A 19,427-nucleotide genomic window follows, 5' to 3' on the forward strand; every position below is an offset into this window, starting at 1 on the left:
ATGAATAATAGACGTTATCCCCTGACATCATCCCAGCAACCCGTTTGGATGGAACAAGTATTCAAAAGTGAGTCCCCGCTGTATAACGTTGGGGGTCGGTTTGTATTAACAGGGGCGCTGGACCCGATCCGCTTTAAACATGCACTGGACCATGTTGTGGCAAACACCGATGCCTACCGCATCAATCTGGTACTTGAAGGCACTCAGCCATGGCAAATCATCAATGATGAGTTAGAGCTGGACTGGAAGTGCATCGATTTAAGTGGCTACCCGGATGCGCATCAGCGTGCGGCAGACTACTGCCAGGAGCAGATGGCTACGCCCTTTGATATTTATGGCCCCTGCCTATGGCGCATTCACTGGCTAAAAATCTCTGAGCAGGAAAGTGCCATGTGTATGGTGTTCCACCACCTGATAGTGGATGGCATTGCCGGTAGCTTGTTTCTGGAGTACCTCAGCGAAACGTATTTGGCAATGGACGCACAGGGGCGCTTTGTTAAAGACGTTCCTGAACGCCCGCCGTACAGCGAGTTTATTGAAAAAGACCTGGCCTATCGCCAGAGCAGCCGGTTCGAAAAAGACCGGTCTTTTTGGCAGCAAAAGTTTAAAACCTTACCGGATCCGCTCCTGCTGAAGAAAACCAATCAGTTTGATGATAAGCCATTTGCCCGCCGCGAATATGAGTTTACTCAGCAGCAGTATAATCAAATTGGCGCGGTTGCTGCGCGCTATGGTTGTTCGGCTACGCACTTTTTTACCACTTTGATAGCGGTGTATTTTTCGCAGATGAACGATAAGCGCGAGCTGGTGCATATTGGTATGCCGGTGCACAACCGCAGCTCGGCTAAATTACGTCAAACCATCGGCATGATGGCCTCAGTGATCCCTGTTGGGGTGGCTTTTTCGCGCAGCGACAGCTTCGCCGATACCTTCAAAGCGGTGGCCGCCGAGCTTAAGCGCAGCTACAAATATCAAAAGTACCCGCTACATGAAATGATCCGCGACCTCAGGCCGATGAATGACGGCGAAGGTCAGTTGTTCGACATTCAGTTGTCTGTAGAAGCACATCCTTCGGATACCCAGTTTGGCGAAGTGAAAAGTCACAAGGCGGTTCTGAACAGTGGCTTTAGCTCCTATCCTTTGTCTATTTATGTGCGCAGCCATGATAATATTAATAACGTCCATGTTGAGTTTAACTTTGACCGTAACTTCTTCAATGAAGACGAAATTGATGCCCATGTTAGTCGCCTGACCACCATGATTGCCGATGTGGTGGCTAACCCCACCATGCTGATTGGTGATTACACACTGGCAACGGAGCAGGAAATCGAGCAGCAGCTGTTCGACTGGAATGGCAACCAGGTTGACTATGCGTCGCAGTTAACGATACAGCAAGTGTTTGAGCAGCAGGTTACTGCGCTCCCAGAGCACTGCGCCCTGGTGTTTGGAGAAACCTCACTGAGCTATCGGGCATTGAATGAGCGGGCCAATCAGCTGGCCCACTATCTGGTAAGCCAGGGAGTGACACCGGGCAGCTATGTGGGCGTGTGTATCAACCGCTCTGCTGAAATGATGATAGCGATACTCGCCACTTTGAAAGCGGGCGGCGTGTATGTACCACTGGACCCTAACTACCCGGCAGAGCGTCTTGCTTATATGATGGCAGACTCTGCGGCGAGCGTGATCCTCACCAATGAGCGCTGCCGTGAGTCGCTGACATTTGCCGCAGACAAAGTGATTTCGCTGGACACTCAGGCTAGCCAGTGGGACCAGTGCAGTTTGCACAACCTCAGCAAAGAGATACGTCAGCACAGCGACGAACTGGCTTATCTGATCTACACCTCGGGCTCGACGGGCAAACCTAAGGGGGTGATGTGTACTCACAGAGGTATCGTCAATCTGGCGCAGAATCAGCAAGACCGATTCGCCATCACAGCGCAAAGCCGGGTGTTACATTACGCCTCAATCAGCTTTGATGCGGGCACCTGGGACTGGGTGATGGCACTGCTCAACGGCGCTACCTTAGTGATCAGCAGTGATGAGGCACGCCTTGAACCGGCCAAAGTGGCCGATTTATTTGTCCAGCAGCAGATCACCCATGTGACCTTGCCACCGGCGTTTCTGGCCACCATGGCATGTCGCGACGATTATGCGCTGCAATGCCTGATAGTCGCCGGTGAGGCCTGTGAGCAGGAGTTGGTCGACTTATGGTCGGCGCACTATGGCTTTTACAATGCCTATGGACCGTCGGAAGCGTCGGTCTGTGCGACTGTGTGTAAGCTGAACCCTGGCAGTGCCATCCGCATCGGCAAGGCGCTCGATAATGTGTCTTTGTTTGTTCTGGATGAATACCTGAAAATGCTGCCGGTTGGCTCGATTGGTGAGTTATACATAGGTGGCGCGGGGCTGGCGCAGGGCTATCTCAATCGGCCTGAGTTGAGCGAAGAGAAGTTCGTTCCCAACCCTTTCTATTTGCAAAATCCACAGACCGGAACGCGCCTGTATCGCAGTGGCGACTTGGTCCGCTACCTGCCTAATGGCGAGCTGGAGTTTGTTGGCCGTGCCGACGATCAGGTTAAGGTACGGGGTTTTCGGGTTGAGCTGGGGGAAATTGAGCATGGCCTGAATGCACTGTCGGCGGTGCACTCTTGCGTGGTGCTGGCAAAACGTCAGGGTGGCACTAATCAGCTGCTGGCTTGTGTGATCCCGCAGCACCCGGTGGCTGAGTCGGAACAAGCTGAGTTTGTCTTTGCTTTACAGCGCGAACTGGAGCAAGCTCTGCCCGCACACATGGTGCCCGGTCATTTCACGTTACTGACCCAGTGGCCGCTGACCCCGAACGGTAAAATTGATAAAAAAGCCCTGCTGGCTTGCACAACCATTGCGTTGCAGGGGGAATATCTGGCACCCCAAACAGAGACCGAAATCACATTGGCTGCGTTGTGGTCTGAGTTACTGAAAGTGGAAGAGGTGAGTGCAACGGCCAACTTCTTCCAGCTTGGGGGTCATTCACTGTTGCTGATGCAGCTGGCCAGTCAGCTTCAGGCATTGGGCTGGCAGGCTCGGGTACACGATTTATTTGCAACGGCCTCTTTGCGGGAGATGGCTGAGCTGCTCGACAAGCAGGGCAAACAAGCACAGACCTTTGTCGTGCCTGTTAACGCCATCCCGGCGGACTGTGCACGCGTGACGCCAGAAATGCTCAACCTGGTCGAACTGAGTCAGCAGGAAATTGACCAAATAGCGGCAAAAATTCCGGGCGAGCATGGCAATATTGCCGATATTTATCCGCTGGCACCTCTTCAGGAAGGGGTGCTATTCGTGCATACCCTCAATACCCGGGCTGATCCGTACGTCACCACGGCGGCGTTTGAGTTTAATGGGACAACGCAGCTGGCGAATTTTCAGCAGGCACTGCAACAGATGGTAGTGACCCACGATGTGCTGCGCACCGCCGTTATGTGGCGCGAACGCGAAACCCCCGTACAGGTGGTCCTGCGCGAGGCACAATTGAGCGTATCGCATCTGGTGTTTGATACCGATGAGCCGATCAAAGCGGCGTTTGAAGCTTACGTAGCGGCGCATCCGCACACCTTAGATCTGGAAGCGGCGCCACTTATCAAGCTGGCAATCACCGAGGTCGATGCGCAGGGCAAGCACTATGCGCTTTTAACCTTCCACCACCTGACTACCGACCACGTGTCGCTGGATATTTTAGTCTCTCAATTACAACAGCTATGTGATGACCCCGACAGCGAGTTGCCTGCGCCTTTGCCTTACCGTGCCTTTATTGCCCATACTCTGGAGCATAACCGCAATCTGGATGTTGCTGGTTTCTTCTCCGCGCAACTGGGCGATATAGAAACTCCCACGCTGCCTTTTGGCCTGAGTGAGGTGACAGGCAGTGGTGAGACTATCCTTGATCACCATGACACATTACCGGCTGAGCTGAGTGACGCAATCCGCACCCTGGCCCGTCGCGAAAGATTGAGCCCGGCAGCCCTGTTCCACCTGGCCTGGGCGCAGGTGATTGCCGCCTGTTGTGGCACCCAGGAGGTGGTGTTTGGCAGTGTGATGTCGGGCCGGATGAATGGCATGGCGGGCATTGAGACCATGATGGGGATGATGATCAATACCCTGCCGCTGCGTGTTTCACTGGATGATGCTCCACTGCTGACTCAGCTTAAGCGGGTCGATCAGAGCCTCAAAGCCTTGTTGCCTTACGAGCAGGTGTCGCTGGCCGAAGCGCAAAAATACAGTGGCCTTGCCAGCGGTGCTACTTTGTTCAGTGCCATGCTGAACTATCGCCATTCTGCGGCAAAGGATGACACGCCTGCGGTGCAGCAGGACAATGCGGCCTGGACTTTGCTGAGCGCCAAAGAGCGTACCAACTATCCGTTTGGCCTGTCGGTGAACGACCTGGGACAAGGCTTTTCGCTTGAGTATCAAATCGATCGGCAGGTCGATGCACCGCAGGTTGCCGCTTATCTGACTAATGCGCTGACGCAGCTGGTGACAGCATTAGCAGACACACCGGAGCAATCCGTTGCTTACAGCGTGCTGCCTGAGCAGGTGCAGCAGCAACAGCTGGTGCAGTGGCAGGCTGATGCGCCCTGGTATCGCAACGACATACAGATCCAACAGGTGTTTGAAGCACAAGCCGCAAAGACGCCGGATGCCATTGCGCTGCAACTCAATGAACAAACACTCAGCTATGGCGAGCTTAACGCGCAGGCAAACCAGCTAGCCCATTACTTACGTGAGCAATATAACGTGACTAATGGCACCTTAGTGGGTTTGTGCATTGGCCGCTCCATTCAGATGGTGGTGGCCACATTGGCCATTTTGAAAGCTGGTGGTGCTTACCTGCCATTAGAGCCCAATTATCCGCAGTCCCGGCTGGAGTATATGCTGGCAGACAGCGGCACGCAGGTAATAGTGACGGAGCAGGCGCTTATGGAGCGGCTGGCCTTTAGCGATGCCGAATTACTGGCCGTGGACACCCAAGGCGCACGCTTTGCGCAATATGCCACGGACAATCCGAAGTATGCCAATACCCAATCGCCGCAGTCTCTGGCCTATGTGATTTATACTTCTGGCTCAACGGGTAACCCCAAGGGCGTTATGACACCCCATCGTGCGGTGGTGCGTTTGGTGGATAACCCGGACTTTATTGAGCTGGGAAGCGACACGGCGTTTTTGCAATGTGCCAACATCGCCTTTGATGCTGCAACCATAGAGATCTGGGGGGCGCTGCTCAATGGCGGTCGCTGTGTGCTGTTCCCGGATGAGTTTTTAACTGTGGCTCGTCTGGACGAGGTGATTGGTGAGCAACAGATCACCGATATGTTCCTGACCACCGGCCTGTTTGATGAATGGAGCCGCACCGGCGTTACGCAGGACTCATTACGTTGCGTGCTGTCTGGTGGTGAAGCCGCTCGCCTTAACAGCTGGGAAAAAGCCCTGGCCAGTAACCCGGATTGCCGCTTTATTCATGTTTACGGACCGACAGAAAACACCACGTTCTCAACCTGGTATTCGGTGAACAGCGACGATATCGCCCGAGGCGTGTTGCCGATTGGCCGCGGGATTTGTGGAGACCGTTGTTATATCTTATCTGCACAGCAGCAACTGCTGCCGGTGGGCGCTGTGGGCGAGCTTTACCTTGGTGGTGACGGACTGGCGCTGGGGTATCTCAATCTGGCTGAGCTCAGTGCTGAGCGTTTTATTGATAACCCCTTTGCCGGGCATGAGGGACAGCCTCAGCGCTTATATCGCTCCGGCGACCTGGTACGCTACGATGAGCAGGGCCAGATTGTGTACGTTGGCCGGGTAGACGACCAGATCAAGATCCGCGGCTTTCGCGTTGAGCTGGGCGAAATCGAACACACGCTCAATGCGCTGGAGCAGGTTGAGCAGGCACTGGTCGTTGCCCGCAAAGACCTCAGTAATAATGCCATGATAGTGGCCTATGTGGAGCCTGCTACTCAGGTGCCTGAGGGCCAGACACTGGGTCACTGGTTAAGCGAGGCGCTGGGCGATAGTTTACCGGCTTACATGGTCCCCGGTGCGTTTGTAGCAATGACGCAATGGCCACTCAATGCCAATGGCAAAATTGATAAACGCGCGCTGCCAGAACCCGATATGGCTGCAGGGCAGGGCCAGTATGAAGCGCCCGAAACGGACACGGAAATTCTGCTCAGCGACATTTGGTCGCAGTTGCTAGGGATTGAAGCGAGCAACATCAGCCGCACCGCGAACTTCTTTGAACTGGGCGGACACTCACTGCTGGTGATGAAGATCCATGCCCGCCTTAAACAGGCCGGGTTTACGGCAGAAGCGGCGGCTATTTTTAAGGCCCAGACGCTGGCCGAGATGGCCTGCACTGTGACTAAGCTGGAAGAAGAAAATAGCTGGCAGGTGCCCGCGAATGGGATCACGGCTGATACCACGGCTATTACGCCACCGATGCTGCCCCTGATCTCTCTGAGCCAAAGCGAGATTGAGTCTGTCTGTGCCCAGATCCCCGGCGGTGTGCAGAACATTCAGGATGTCTATCCGCTGGCACCACTGCAGGAAGGCATTTTGTTTGCCCATTCTTTGCAGCAAGAGTTTGACCCTTATGTGATTTCTGCAGCACTGACCTTTGCGGATGACACCAAGTTTGAGCGCTTCGTTACGGCGCTGGAGCAGGTGGTTGCCCGCCATGATATCTTGCGCAGCGTGATCCTCTGGCGCGGCCGTGAACAGGCGGTGCAGGTAGTACAGCGTGAGGTGGGCAGTCTGGTTGAGTGGCTGGACTTTGGTGCTGAGCAAGATGTACTGGCCACATTTAATGACTTTGTTGAACACGGCAATCATAAAATCGATGTCGAGCAGGCACCGCTGGTGCGCATGCAGGTTGTTCGGGACGAGACCAGTGGCAAAGTGCATGCTTTGTTTAAGCATCATCACCTGATCACCGACCATGTCTCCGTCGAGCTGATCCTGGAAGAGCTGGCCATGTGTGTGGCGGGTGAGCAGGAAAGCTTGCCACCTCAGGTGCCGTATCGCGAGTTCGTTGCCAAATCACAGCACATTGCCAAAACTCTCGACAGCGCAGCCTTTTTCTCGACGCGTCTGGGGGAGGTTGATACGCCAACCTTACCTTTTGGCCTGGCCGATACACTGGGCGACGGGTCGAATTCGCAGGAACTTAGCTATGCGCTGGCACCTGAGCTGGGTGAGCGTATTCGTCAGTTGTCACGGCAATTACAAATGGGCCCGGCAGTGTTATTCCATGCCGCCTGGGCACAGGTGCTGAGCCACTGCTGTAATATGCAGGATGTGGTGTTTGGTACTGTATTGTCAGGGCGTATGAGCGGTGAAGCGGGCGTGGAGCGTATGCTGGGTATGCTGATCAATACCTTACCGGTGCGCGTAACGCTTGCGGATGTGGATGCCAGAACCTTGCTGACTCAGGTCCACGAGCAGCTGCAGGGATTGATCCCCTACGAGCAGGTAGCACTGGCCGAGGCGCAGCGTCATTCGCAGGTGGATGCCAGCTCGCCCCTATTCAGCACCACGCTGAATTTCCGCCACTCTGAAAACCTTGATGAGCAGCAAAGCAGTCTGTACGACATAACCGCAGTACGTGAGCGCAGTAACTATCCGCTGGACCTGTCGGTCAATGACTTTGGTGATGAGTTTACCCTCGACTTCCAGGCAGATGCGCGTGTGCCGCTGGCGCTGGTGGCAGACTTGATGAATACCGCCATCGACAACTTATTACACCACGCAATGCGTGATTCCGAGGAATCACCGGCTCAGTGGACAGCTTACTCTGCCGGGCAGCGCCAGGCATTACTGAGTGCACAGCAAGGGCCGGTTGTGACTTTACCACACGCTTCGGTACATCAGCTGTTTGAGCAGCAGGCCGCGAAAACTATGGGCCGCGTTGCCGTCAGCTATGATGATGACTTCCTGACTTACCACTTGCTCAACGAGCGTGCCAACCAGCTGGCCCATTATTTACGGGCCGAGCATCAGGTCGGCCCGGATACTTTAGTCGGCCTGTGTGTGGGCCGCTCGCTGGAGATGATGGTGGCCGTGCTGGCCATCCTAAAAGCGGGCGGGGCCTATGTGCCGCTGGACCCGGATTACCCGCAGGAGCGTCTGGCGTACATGGTCGAAGACACCGGCCTGTCTGTGGTGCTGACCCAGCAAAAAGTGGCTGCCATGCTGAGCGATTTTAATGTCACGCCAGTGCTGCTGGACGATGCCAGCCAGTTTGCAGGCTACCCAATCAGTAACCCGGATGTGACACTAAGTCCGGATAATCTGGCTTATGTGATGTACACCTCAGGCTCAACCGGTAATCCCAAGGGCGTGATGATAAGCCATCATAACCTGATCAACTTTGCCGCTAACTGTGAGCAGCGCTACGAAATCACCGAAGCGGACAATGTGTTGCAGTTCTCTACCATGAACTTCGATATTTTTGTCGAAGAGTGGCTGGCGACGCTGACTCAGGGCGCCACTTTGGTGCTGCGCGACGACGATGTGTCGCTGAGCCGTGAGGCCTTTATCGCTTTTTGTGACAGCCATGCCATCAGCGTGGCCAGCTTACCCACGGCGTTCTGGCATATGCTGGCGCTGAGCGAAGCGGAGCTTGAGTCTCTGGCACTACGACTGGTGATTGTTGGCGGTGAAGCGCTGGATAAACAGTCGGTGGCCGCGCTTAAACCAGGCTTTGTGCTGCTTAATACCTATGGCCCGACCGAGACCACAGTCACGGCTTCCGGCTATGCCATCAGCGGCGGCTATGATGACCCGCGTGCGGTGCCCATTGGCCGCGCTAACGTCAATACCGCCACTCTGGTGCTCAGCGAGCAGCTGACCTTATGCCCGCCGGGTGTGGTCGGGGAGCTGTATGTCAGTGGTCAGTGTCTGGCCAGCGGCTATCTGCATCAAAGGGAACTCACCGCTGAGCGTTTTATTGATAACCCGTATTGTGATCCGGCCAACCCGGCGTTGAGCGCGCGGTTATATAAAACCGGTGACTTAGTGCGTATCGGTGCTGATGGCGAAATCGAGTTTGTCGGACGCAGCGATGATCAGGTTAAGATCCGAGGTTTCCGGGTTGAATTGGGCGAGATAGAAACTCAGCTGATAAGCCACCCTGAGGTGGAATCGGCGGTGGTGCTGGCCGAAGCCGGTACGCTTGATGGTACGAACAGAGGCGGCAAAGTATTGCGGGCTTTTGTGAAGGCCGAGAGCGAGCAGGCCAACGACTTAATTGACGCACTGCAACAGCACCTGAGCGGCAATCTGCCGGATTACATGGTGCCGTCGGCTTACAGCTTTGTTAATCAGTGGCCGCTGACGGCCAATGGCAAGCTGGACAAGCGGGCACTGCTGGCTCTGCCGACTAAAACGGTGGAGCAGCCTTATCAGGCACCACACACCGACGCCGAAAAAATGGTGGTCGACATCGTCGCCTCCTTGTTGTCGCTCGACGTCGATAAGGTGGGTGTCCATACTAATTTCTTTGCGCTGGGGGGCCACTCGTTACTGATTATGCAGCTGGTCAGTCAGTTGCGGGCACGTCAGTATCAGGCCGACGTGCAGGCCCTGTTCAGGGCACACACGCTACAGGACATGGCACGCCAGGTTAGGGCACTTGGGAGTGAGGAATCAAGTCGTGTGCCCGCCAATTTAATCCCGGCGGACTGCAGCAAAATCACCCCGGAGATGGTGACGCTCACTGAGCTGGATGAGCAACAGCTCACGGATATTGCACAAACTATTCCCGGTGGCATGGCCAACATTCAGGACATCTACCCGCTGGCACCTTTGCAAGAAGGCGTGCTGTTTGTGCACACTATGAGTGAAGGGCAGGACCCGTATGTCACCAGCACCACCTTTGAATTCGACAGCACGGAGTCCCTTGAGCGCTTTAAATGGGCGCTGAATACCCTGATTGCCCGTCACGATGTGCTGCGCACTGCGATTTTATGGCGCAACCGTACCACCGCACTCCAGGTGGTACAGCGCGAGGTAACGCTGCCCGTGACTGAGCTGGACTTTAGCGGAGCAAACGATGTTTGGGCCGCGTTCAGTGGCCATGTGGCCGAGCAGCCGCTGTGGATTGAGCTGGAAAACGCGCCGCTGCTGCAACTGAGCGTGTGCGAAGACGCCGCGCAGGGCAAGCATTATGCGCTGTTGTGCGAGCATCACCTGATCTCAGATCACGTGTCGCTGGAAATTCTGGTCCATGAATTAACGGCGCTGCTGAATGGCAATGAAGCCAGCCTGGGTGAGCCCGTGCCATACCGGGAGTTTGTCGGTCGCACCCTGGCACGCACCGCGAGTCTGGATACTGAAGCTTTCTTCACTCAGATGCTTGGGGATGTCAGCGAACCCACTTTGCCTTATGGGCTGACCGATGTACTGAATGACGGCTCGGGTATTGAAACTGTGCATGTCACGCTGGATGACGCACAGGCGCAGCGTATTCGCCGCCTGACCCGTCAGTATCATAGCAGCCCGGCGGCGCTGTTCCACCTGGTGTGGGCCAAAGTACTGGGCGTATGCAGCGGTCAGTCCGAAGTGGTGTTCGGTACCGTGTTATCGGGTCGTATGAGCGATGATGGCCTGAGCAGCCAGCTGATGGGGATGATGATCAATACCCTGCCGCTGCGGGTGTCGCTGAGCGAGCAGGATGCAATGCGCCTGCTGGCACAAATCAATGACGACCTGCGTGCACTGATGCCATACGAGCAGGTCTCCCTGGCCGAGGCACAGCGCTGCAGTGGCGTAAGTGGTCAGCTGCCCCTGTTCAGCGCGATGCTAAACTACCGTCACTCGGCGGTGGATGAATCGCAACTGGAGCAGGAGGCCGGATTCAAGGTGATTGCCAGTGAAGAGCGCACCAACTATCCGTTTAACCTCTCGGTAGATGATTTCGGCGATGGCTTTGGCTTTGAACTTCAGGTCGATAAACGCGCCCCGGCGGCACGCATTGCACAGTACCTGCAAGTGACCCTGACTCAGGTGCTGGATTTACTGGACAGCCAGAGTTGTACAGCGGTGCAGAGCCTGTGCGTGCTGGATGAGGCTGAGCGCCAGCAACAATTGCACAGCTGGAATGACACGGCGCTGGAATATCCGCGCGAGCTGTGTATACACGAGTTGTTTGAGCAGCAGGCAGCGGCCACGCCGGAGCAGATTGCGCTACGCTTTGGTGAACAGACGCTGAGCTATGGTGAGCTGAACGCCAGAGCCAACCAGCTGGCCCATTACCTGCGGGCAGAGCACAATATTGGACCGGATGCGTTAGTGGGCTTGTGTGTCGAGCGCTCGCTGGAAATGATCATCGGAATTTGGGGCATTCTCAAAGCCGGTGGCGCTTATGTACCGCTGGACCCTAACTACCCGCAATCGCGTCTGGCCTACCTGATTGAAGACGCCAGTCTAAATGTTGTAATAAGTCAACAGAATGTTGCGCAAAAGGTGTCACTGGGATATGCTAACGTCGTTTTACTGGACGCACCAGAGTCTCATAATCACGACATAATTTCGGCTTATCCTGCACACGATTTAACCCGAGCAGAAACGGGCGTGTGTGCCCAGAGCCTGGCTTATCTTATCTACACGTCGGGGTCGACCGGTAAACCAAAAGGCGTGATGATTGAGCATGGCAATACCGTGGCAATGTTGCAGTGGGCGAAACAAGCCTACAGCGATGTCGAGCTGGATAAAGTGCTGGCCTCAACGTCGCTGAACTTTGACTTGTCAATTTATGAGCTGTTCTTACCGCTGTGTTTTGGCTATCAAAGTGTGATTGTACAAAATGCCATGGCACTGGCCGAGCAGCAGCTGGATATCAGCATGATCAACACCGTGCCGTCGGCAATGAAAGCCTTGCTGGAAGTGGGCGCGGTGCCGCCAGGGGTGAAAGTGATTAACCTGGCGGGTGAGCCTCTGACCGCGCAGCAGGTGAATCAGATTTTAGAGGCCTGTCCGGGGGTTGCCGTTTGCAACCTTTATGGTCCGTCGGAAGACACCACTTATTCGACGGCGGCGCGCTTTACCTCTGCCTTGAGCCAGGTGCCGGACATTGGCCGGGTAATTGCGAATAGTCAGGCGTATGTGCTTGGCGGCGCGCAAGAGCTGTTACCGACAGGCAGTGTGGGTGAGCTTTATCTGGGTGGTGCCGGTATTGCACGAGGGTATCTGAACCGCCCTGAACTGACGGCGGATCGGTTTATTGACAACCCTTACTACGACGCGGCGGGGGTCAATAATAGCAAGCGTTTGTATCGCACCGGTGATTTGGTGCGCTATCGCGAAGATGGTCGTATTGAGTTTATTGGCCGGATAGACGATCAGGTCAAGATCCGCGGTTTCAGGATTGAGCTGGGTGAAATTGAACATCGTCTCAATGCGCATCCGGATGTCGTCACGTCTTTGGTTATGGCGCGCGAACACAGTGATGGAGGCCACTATCTGGTGGCGTATCTGCAACCTTGTCTCACGTGTGAGACAAACGATGAGACACGCCAACAAGCCTGGTTGGTTGATGTGAAAAACGCACTGGAAGGCGATTTACCGGCGCATATGATCCCGGGTCAGTTTGTGCTGATAGACGAATGGCCGCTGACGCCAAACGGAAAAATAGATAAAAAAGCCCTGCCAGCACCACAAGGTATGTTGGCAGGTCAGGAATACATTGCACCGCAAAGTGAGACAGAGCATGCCCTGGTGGCAATTTGGGCGGAACTACTCGATCTCAACAGCGAGCAGATCAGTACCAGCGCCAACTTCTTCGAGCTGGGTGGTCATTCGCTGTATCTGATCAAGCTGGCGGGGGCGATTAAAACCCAGTTCGAAATCGAGCTGACATTACGGGAAATTTTCGACGCTGCAGAATTAGCGGTCCTTTCGCAGGTAATTGAGAGCAAGCTGGCACAAAAATATCTCGAAGACAAAAAAGCCAATGAATCGGTAATGATGAGTGGAACACTATAATGATTGCACAACTAGTTAAGTCGGCAGCAGATCAGGGCGTTTATCTGTATGCCAAAGAGGGCGCGTTACATTTTGACCTGACGGTGGCCGAATTTCCGGCCGCACTCAAGCAGGACATCATCGCAAACAAGGCAGAGATCATTGCGTTTCTGTCACATGCAGAAGGAACGTCTGGCAACGCGCAGGGACCACAACCCGGACAGTATCCGGATGGCTGCGTGCTCTCTTACACTCAGCAGCGTTTCTGGCTGCTGGAGCAAATGCAATCCGGTCAGAGTCAGTACAATATGCCCGTCGCGCTGAATGTGGAAGGTGCGCTGGAGCTGACTTTGGTTGAAAAGGTGCTCAGCACTATCGTGGCACGCCATCAGATTTTGCGCACTGTCTATCGCGAACAGGACGATGAAGTGCGCCAGCACATTTTGCCTGAGCACGATTTTTCGCTCGGCTTTGTCGATCTCAGTGACAGTCAGGGCGAGCAGCAGCAGGCGCAGTTGTCTCAGTGCCTGCTTGAAGAAGCACAGCGCCCGTTTGACCTGACCCAGCAGCTGTCAATCCGCGGACAGTACCTCAAGCTTGAGGGCACGGGTCATGATCAGCGTGGCGTGTTGTTGCTGACACTGCATCACATTGCTTCTGATGGCTGGTCGATGGATGTACTGATCAATGAGTTTGTGACCTTGTATCGGGCCTATTCAGCAGAGCAGGTTAATCCGTTACCTGAATTGGCACTGCAATATGCCGACTTTGCCGTCTGGCAAAGAGATAAAATGCAGGGCGGTGAGTTTGAGAAACAGCTGGCATTCTGGCAGCAGGCACTGGAAGATGCGCCGCTGACACACAGCCTGCCAACCCAGCATCATCGCCCGGAAGTCAAACAAACCCAGGGGGCACATGTTACGGCCACTTTGCCCGCATACGTGGCACAGCAATTGGGCGCGGTGGCCAGACAGGCCCAGCTGAGCCCGTTTATGCTCATGCATGCCGTGCTGGGTGTGGTACTTAGCCGCCATAGCAACCAGTCCGATGTTGTCATTGGCACGCCGGTGGCAAACCGCGCTGATGAGGCCCTCAGTCCGCTCATTGGCTGTTTCGTCAACACCCTGGCTTTGCGCCTGAATACTCGCCATAACACACTGGAGAGCTATCTTGACCATGTTCGTCAGGTGCATATGAACGCCCAGGTCAATCAGGACGTACCGTTCGAGCAGCTCATAGATGCGCTGAACTTGCCACGCACTTCATCCTACACGCCGCTGGTGCAAGTCATGCTGACCACCAATGACAAGTTTACCGACGGCAACGACGAGTCGGCCCTGATGGCACTGCCAGACGTGAGCCTGTCACCGCTGCAAGGCAGCCATCCGGCGATTAAATTCGATCTGGAAATTGCGCTGAATATCAGCGAAAACCAGATTGAGACCACCTGGAACTATGATGTGGCCTTGTTCGACGCTGAGTTTGTTGAGCAGCTGAGTGAGCACTTTAATAATGCCCTGATAGCATTGGCGGATATGAGCGCTCAGACTCGTAGCACCTTGCCTTTGAATCGTCTGTCTATTTTGGGTGACAAGCTCGAATCCTATCTGATCGATGGCCTGAATAACAATGCGGCGGATTATCCTGTCGATAAGTGCATTCATGAGGTGTTCGAAGAGCAGGCGCTGCAAACCCCGGATCAGCTTGCCGTTAAGTTCGGCAACAAACAGCTGACTTATCGCGAACTGAATGAGCGCGCTAACCAGCTGGCCCACTTCCTGACTCGTGAATATCAGGTGACGCCGGATACCTTTATCGGCTTATGTGTTGAGCGCTCGCTGGAAATGATCATAGGTACTCTGGCCATCCTCAAAGCCGGTGCAGCCTATGTGCCGTTAGACCCGGCCTATCCGCGCCAGCGCGTGACCTACATGATGGAAAACTCCGGCGTTAAAATTATCCTTTCAACCCACTTTATTATTGAGCAGCTGGACTTAACCGATTATCACAGTGTCTGCATTGATGGCCTGGGCAATGAGCAAGTGGTACAGACCTTTGTCGATTACCCCACCTACAACCCAAGTGAGTTGGTAACGGGGCTAACGTCGTCAAACCTGGCCTATGCCATTTACACCTCGGGCTCAACCGGCAAGCCTAAGGGTGTGCTGCTTGAACACAAAGGGATAGTGAATATTGCATTTAACCATCGCCATTATCTGAAAGTAGATGAGCAAAGCAAAGTCTTACACTTCGCCTCTATGAGCTTTGATGCAGGGACCTGGGAATACGTGATGGCACTGCTGAGCGGCGCCACTCTGGTGATTGCCGACAGCGTTCAGCGTCTGTCTCCTGAGAGCATAGGTCAGCTGCTGCACAGCGAAGCCATTACCCATGTGCTATTGCCACCGGCGTTCCTGGCCATGATGGAGTTTCGTGATGACTTAGCACTGAAAGCCCTGGCCGTAGGCGGTGAGGCCTGCGATCAGGAAGTGGTTGAGCAGTGGGGCGGCGCGTATCGCATGGTCAATGCCTATGGCCCGACCGAGATCTCTATCTGCGCCACCTGGGCCGAGTTACGCCCCGGACAAAAAGTCACCATAGGTAAGCCGCTGAAAAACACCAGTGCCTTTGTGCTCGACAGCAACCAGGCTCTACTATCGCCGGGCGTAGTGGGTGAGCTGTACATCAGTGGTGTGGGTCTGGCGCGCGGCTATCACCAGCTACCTGAGCAAACCGCAGAGCGATTTATCCCGAATCCTTATTTCGATGGCCACAATAAATGTGTAACCGAAACCTTGTATAAAACGGGGGACCTGGTTCGTTATCTGCCGGATGGCGAGCTGGAATACCTGGGTCGTATCGACCAGCAGGTGAAGATCCGCGGCTTCAGGATTGAGATCAGTGAAATTGAAGGCTTGCTGAGCGAGTGCCCTGATGTCGATGCGGCCGTGGTGACTGTTGCGAGCAGTGCAACGGGTGCCAAACACTTAGTGGCCTATGTGCAGTTGAACAACAAACATGCCAAAAATAGTGCCTCTGGCCATGAAAATATTAATGATGACAAGGCGGCTGTCCAGCGGATCAAGACGGAATTGGCCGACAAACTACCGGACTACATGGTGCCGGGGATGTTTGTGTCGGTATCCCACTGGCCACTGACCAGTAACGGCAAGATAGACAAACGTGCGTTGCCAGAGCCGGATTTAGCCGCCGTTGAAGGGGAATATATCGCGCCTGAAACACCCAGCGAACAACGTCTGGTTGCCATCTGGGCGCAACTACTGCACTTGCAGGAAAGTGAGATAAGCACCTCGGCCAACTTCTTTGCGCTGGGTGGCCACTCTCTGCTGGTCAGTAAGCTGGTCAGAGCGATTACATCGGACCCGGAATTACAGCTACAACAGATAGACATGCAGGACATTTTTACGGCGCAGTCACTGGCCCAGCTGGCCCAGCACATCGACCTGCTGCGAATGCAACAGCTCAATGCACAGGCGGCAGACAGTATCTGCGATCAGGATTTAGTTGAGGATGGTGAGATTTAATGAATGTACATCAGGCTTTCGAGTTAGCGATATCACAGGGCGTTCACCTGTATGTCGAGCAGGGCAAACTCAAGTTTAAAGCAGCAAAAGGCAGTATGACTGATGAGCTGAGAAGCGCACTCAAGGAAAACAAAACTCAGCTTATTGAGCTGTTGAGCCAGCAAGCAGTAAAACCAAATGCGTTAACCCAGTCCGAAGGCGCGATCCCCGCTCTGGGGTTAACGCAAAGCGTGTTGTCTTTCTCACAGCAGCGCTTATGGTTTTTAGAGCAGCTACGAGGGCCATCGGCCGAGTACAATATCCCGCTTGCACTGGATGTGCAGGGACGCGTGGACTTGGCGGCCGTAGAAGATGCATTCAACGATATTCTGGTGCGCCATACGATTTTGCGCTCCGGTTACTTTGATTCTGAGGATGGACCAAGGCAGGCCATTCGCGATGATGCGGCACTCAATATCCACCAAATTGATTTGTGTGATAGCGACGACCTGGCGACAGAGGTGGCTGCACACATTGAGCGCGATACCCTGACACCATTTGATTTGACGAAAGATGTGCTGTTCAGAGTGACCTATCTGTGCACGCACAAACACAGTGATGGCACACAACAGGGTGTATTACTACTGAATATGCACCATATAGTGTCCGATGGCTGGTCGATGGAAATTTTGACCCGCGAGTTTGTGCAAGCCTATCAGGCCAGAGTCACCGGACAGCTTCCCAGCTGGGCACCATTGCCACTGCAATATGCGGATTACGCGCACTGGCAGCGCGAGCACCTGACCAAAGAAGCGCTTGCCGAGCAGCTCACCTACTGGCAACAGACGTTGGCGGATGCGCCGGCTATCCACGGGATCACCCCCGACTTTGAGCGCCCGGCGACCAAGCAGCTGCATGGTGCACTGGTACGCAGTGAACTGGGAGCCGGTGAGGCACAAGCGCTGCAAAACCTGGCCCGCCAGCATCAGCTAACGCCCTTTATGCTGATCCACAGTGCGCTGGCCTACGTGTTATCACGCCACAGCAACAGCTGTGATATCGTGATTGGCACGCCCATCGCCAACCGCGGTCACACAGAGTTAGAAGGCCTGATTGGCTATTTCGCCAATACGCTGGTGCTGCGCGTTAATACCGAGCAGCCCAGCATTAGCGACTATTTTGCCCATGTAAAATCCGTGCATCTGGGCGCTCAGGCCAATCAGGATGTGCCCTTTGAGCAGCTGGTCGAAAAGCTCAAGGTTCCCCGCAGCGGCGCCCATGCGCCGCTGTTTCAGATCATGCTGACCACCAATTCTGATTATGGGGTCAGAGATCAGCAACTGGCGCTGGATGGTTTACAAATCGCGCAGCGCCGGGCCTGCAGTGTGACCACTAAATTTGATTTAGAAATTGAAGTGGCATTGAACGAGCAGGGCGTGGCAATCGAGATCACCTATGATACCGCCTTGTATCGTGCGCAACATGTCACTGCGATTGCTGATCACTTAAATACCGTACTGTCACAACTGGCTGCGTTGCAGCCAGCTGATTTATCGGCCAAGCCCGATACTTTAATACTGCTGTCTGAGACTGAGCGTCAACAGCAACTGGTTGACTGGAACACCACGGCGCGGGATTACCCGCGCGAACGCTGTGTGCACGAACTGTTTGAGCTGCAAGCCAAAGCCACGCCAGATGCCATCGCACTGCGCTTTGACGGGCGCACCATGAGTTATGACGCGCTCAATACCAAAGCGAATCAGCTGGCCCATTATCTGCGCACTGAGCATGGGATTGGCCCGGACGCGCTGGTTGGCTTATGCACCGAGCGCTCATTTGAAATGGTGATTGGGATCTGGGGTATTCTCAAGGCTGGCGGCGCGTATATGCCACTGGACCCGGAACTGCCATCAGGTCGGCTGAACTATTTGGTTGAGGATGCCAGCGCCCAGGTGGTGCTGAGCACACAAGAGGTAATTGATCGGGTATCGCTGGGCGATGCGGCGGTCATTGCGCTGGACAACTTCGACTTCGACGCCTATCCGGACTCGAATATTGCGGTTAGCGACATTGGCCTGACGGCACAGAACCTGGCGTACACTATTTATACCTCGGGCTCGACGGGTCAACCCAAAGGCGTGTTACTTGAACATCAGGCACTGCATAACCGCATCGACTGGATGGACAAGGAGTACGGATGTCAGCCGCAGGATAAAATCTTACAAAAAACCCCCTACAGCTTTGATGTGTCGGTATGGGAATTTGTCTGGCCCATGCTTAAAGGGGCCGAGCTGGTGATTGCCAAGCCGGGCGGACACAAAGATCCGGCTTACCTCAATGAGCTGATAGTCGCAACCGGTGTGACCAAATTGCACTTTGTGCCTTCCATGCTGGGCGTGATGCTGGAGCATGGCGACCTGGCCGCTTGCAGTTCAATTGAACAGGTATTCTGTAGTGGTGAAGCCCTGCAAATCAGTCATGTTGAGCAGTTTAAGGCACTGTTACCCACCGCGCAGCTGCATAATCTCTATGGCCCGACAGAGGCGGCCATCGATGTCAGTTACTGGGATTGCGCGATGCCTCACGGCAGCAGCATCCCCATTGGCAAACCTATCCAGAATATTCAGTTATACATACTGGATGATGCGCTTAACTTGTTGCCACAGGGCGCGTGCGGTGAGTTGCACATTGGCGGTGAAGGTCTTGCGCGTGGCTATCACAATCGCCCTGAGTTGACGGCCGAGCGCTTTATCGACAACCCGTTTTATCCGCAAAGCGCCAGCAAACGCCTATATAAAACCGGCGATCTGGTGCGTTTTCGTGAAGATGGCAACATCGAATACATGGGTCGTCTGGATCATCAGGTTAAGATCCGGGGTCAGCGTATTGAGCTGGGCGAAATTGAATATCACA

Annotated in this window: 3 protein-coding genes (1 of these 3 running past the window's edge); all 3 read left to right on the forward strand. The window is 54.6% G+C overall.

What is annotated here, in order from left to right; all coding sequences use genetic code 11:
* Tightly spaced (each overlapping or abutting the next), the 3 genes in view from TW77_RS11540 to TW77_RS11550 form a layout consistent with a single transcriptional unit that may run on beyond the window.
* Window positions 1–13,011 (forward strand): non-ribosomal peptide synthetase, encoded by a 13,011-nt coding sequence (locus tag TW77_RS11540; protein ID WP_162197954.1) that lies wholly within the window; start codon window positions 1–3, stop codon window positions 13,009–13,011.
* Entirely contained in the window at window positions 13,011–16,535 is a 3,525-nt protein-coding gene (locus TW77_RS11545) for a non-ribosomal peptide synthetase (RefSeq protein ID WP_046005134.1), read from the forward strand. Before TW77_RS11540 ends, TW77_RS11545 begins: the two co-directional genes overlap by 1 nt.
* On the forward strand, window positions 16,535–19,427 hold the 5' end (the start) of the coding sequence (locus TW77_RS11550; RefSeq protein ID WP_046005135.1) for a non-ribosomal peptide synthetase. It continues 7,115 nt past the right edge of the window; the window shows 2,893 of its 10,008 coding nt (coding positions 1–2,893); it begins with the start codon at window positions 16,535–16,537; its stop codon lies beyond the right edge, outside the window. The genes TW77_RS11545 and TW77_RS11550 overlap by 1 nt, the downstream gene beginning before the upstream one ends.

Source organism: Pseudoalteromonas rubra, assembly GCF_000967655.1.
Classification (GTDB): Bacteria; Pseudomonadota; Gammaproteobacteria; order Enterobacterales; family Alteromonadaceae; genus Pseudoalteromonas; species Pseudoalteromonas rubra_A.

Excerpts from the sequence above, each read along its gene's own strand:
- TW77_RS11545 (WP_046005134.1), top strand. The coding sequence starts at position 13,011 with ATGATTGCACAACTAGTTAAGTCGGCAGCAGATCAGGGCGTTTATCTG.
- TW77_RS11540 (WP_162197954.1), top strand. The coding sequence starts at position 1 with ATGAATAATAGACGTTATCCCCTGACATCATCCCAGCAACCCGTTTGG.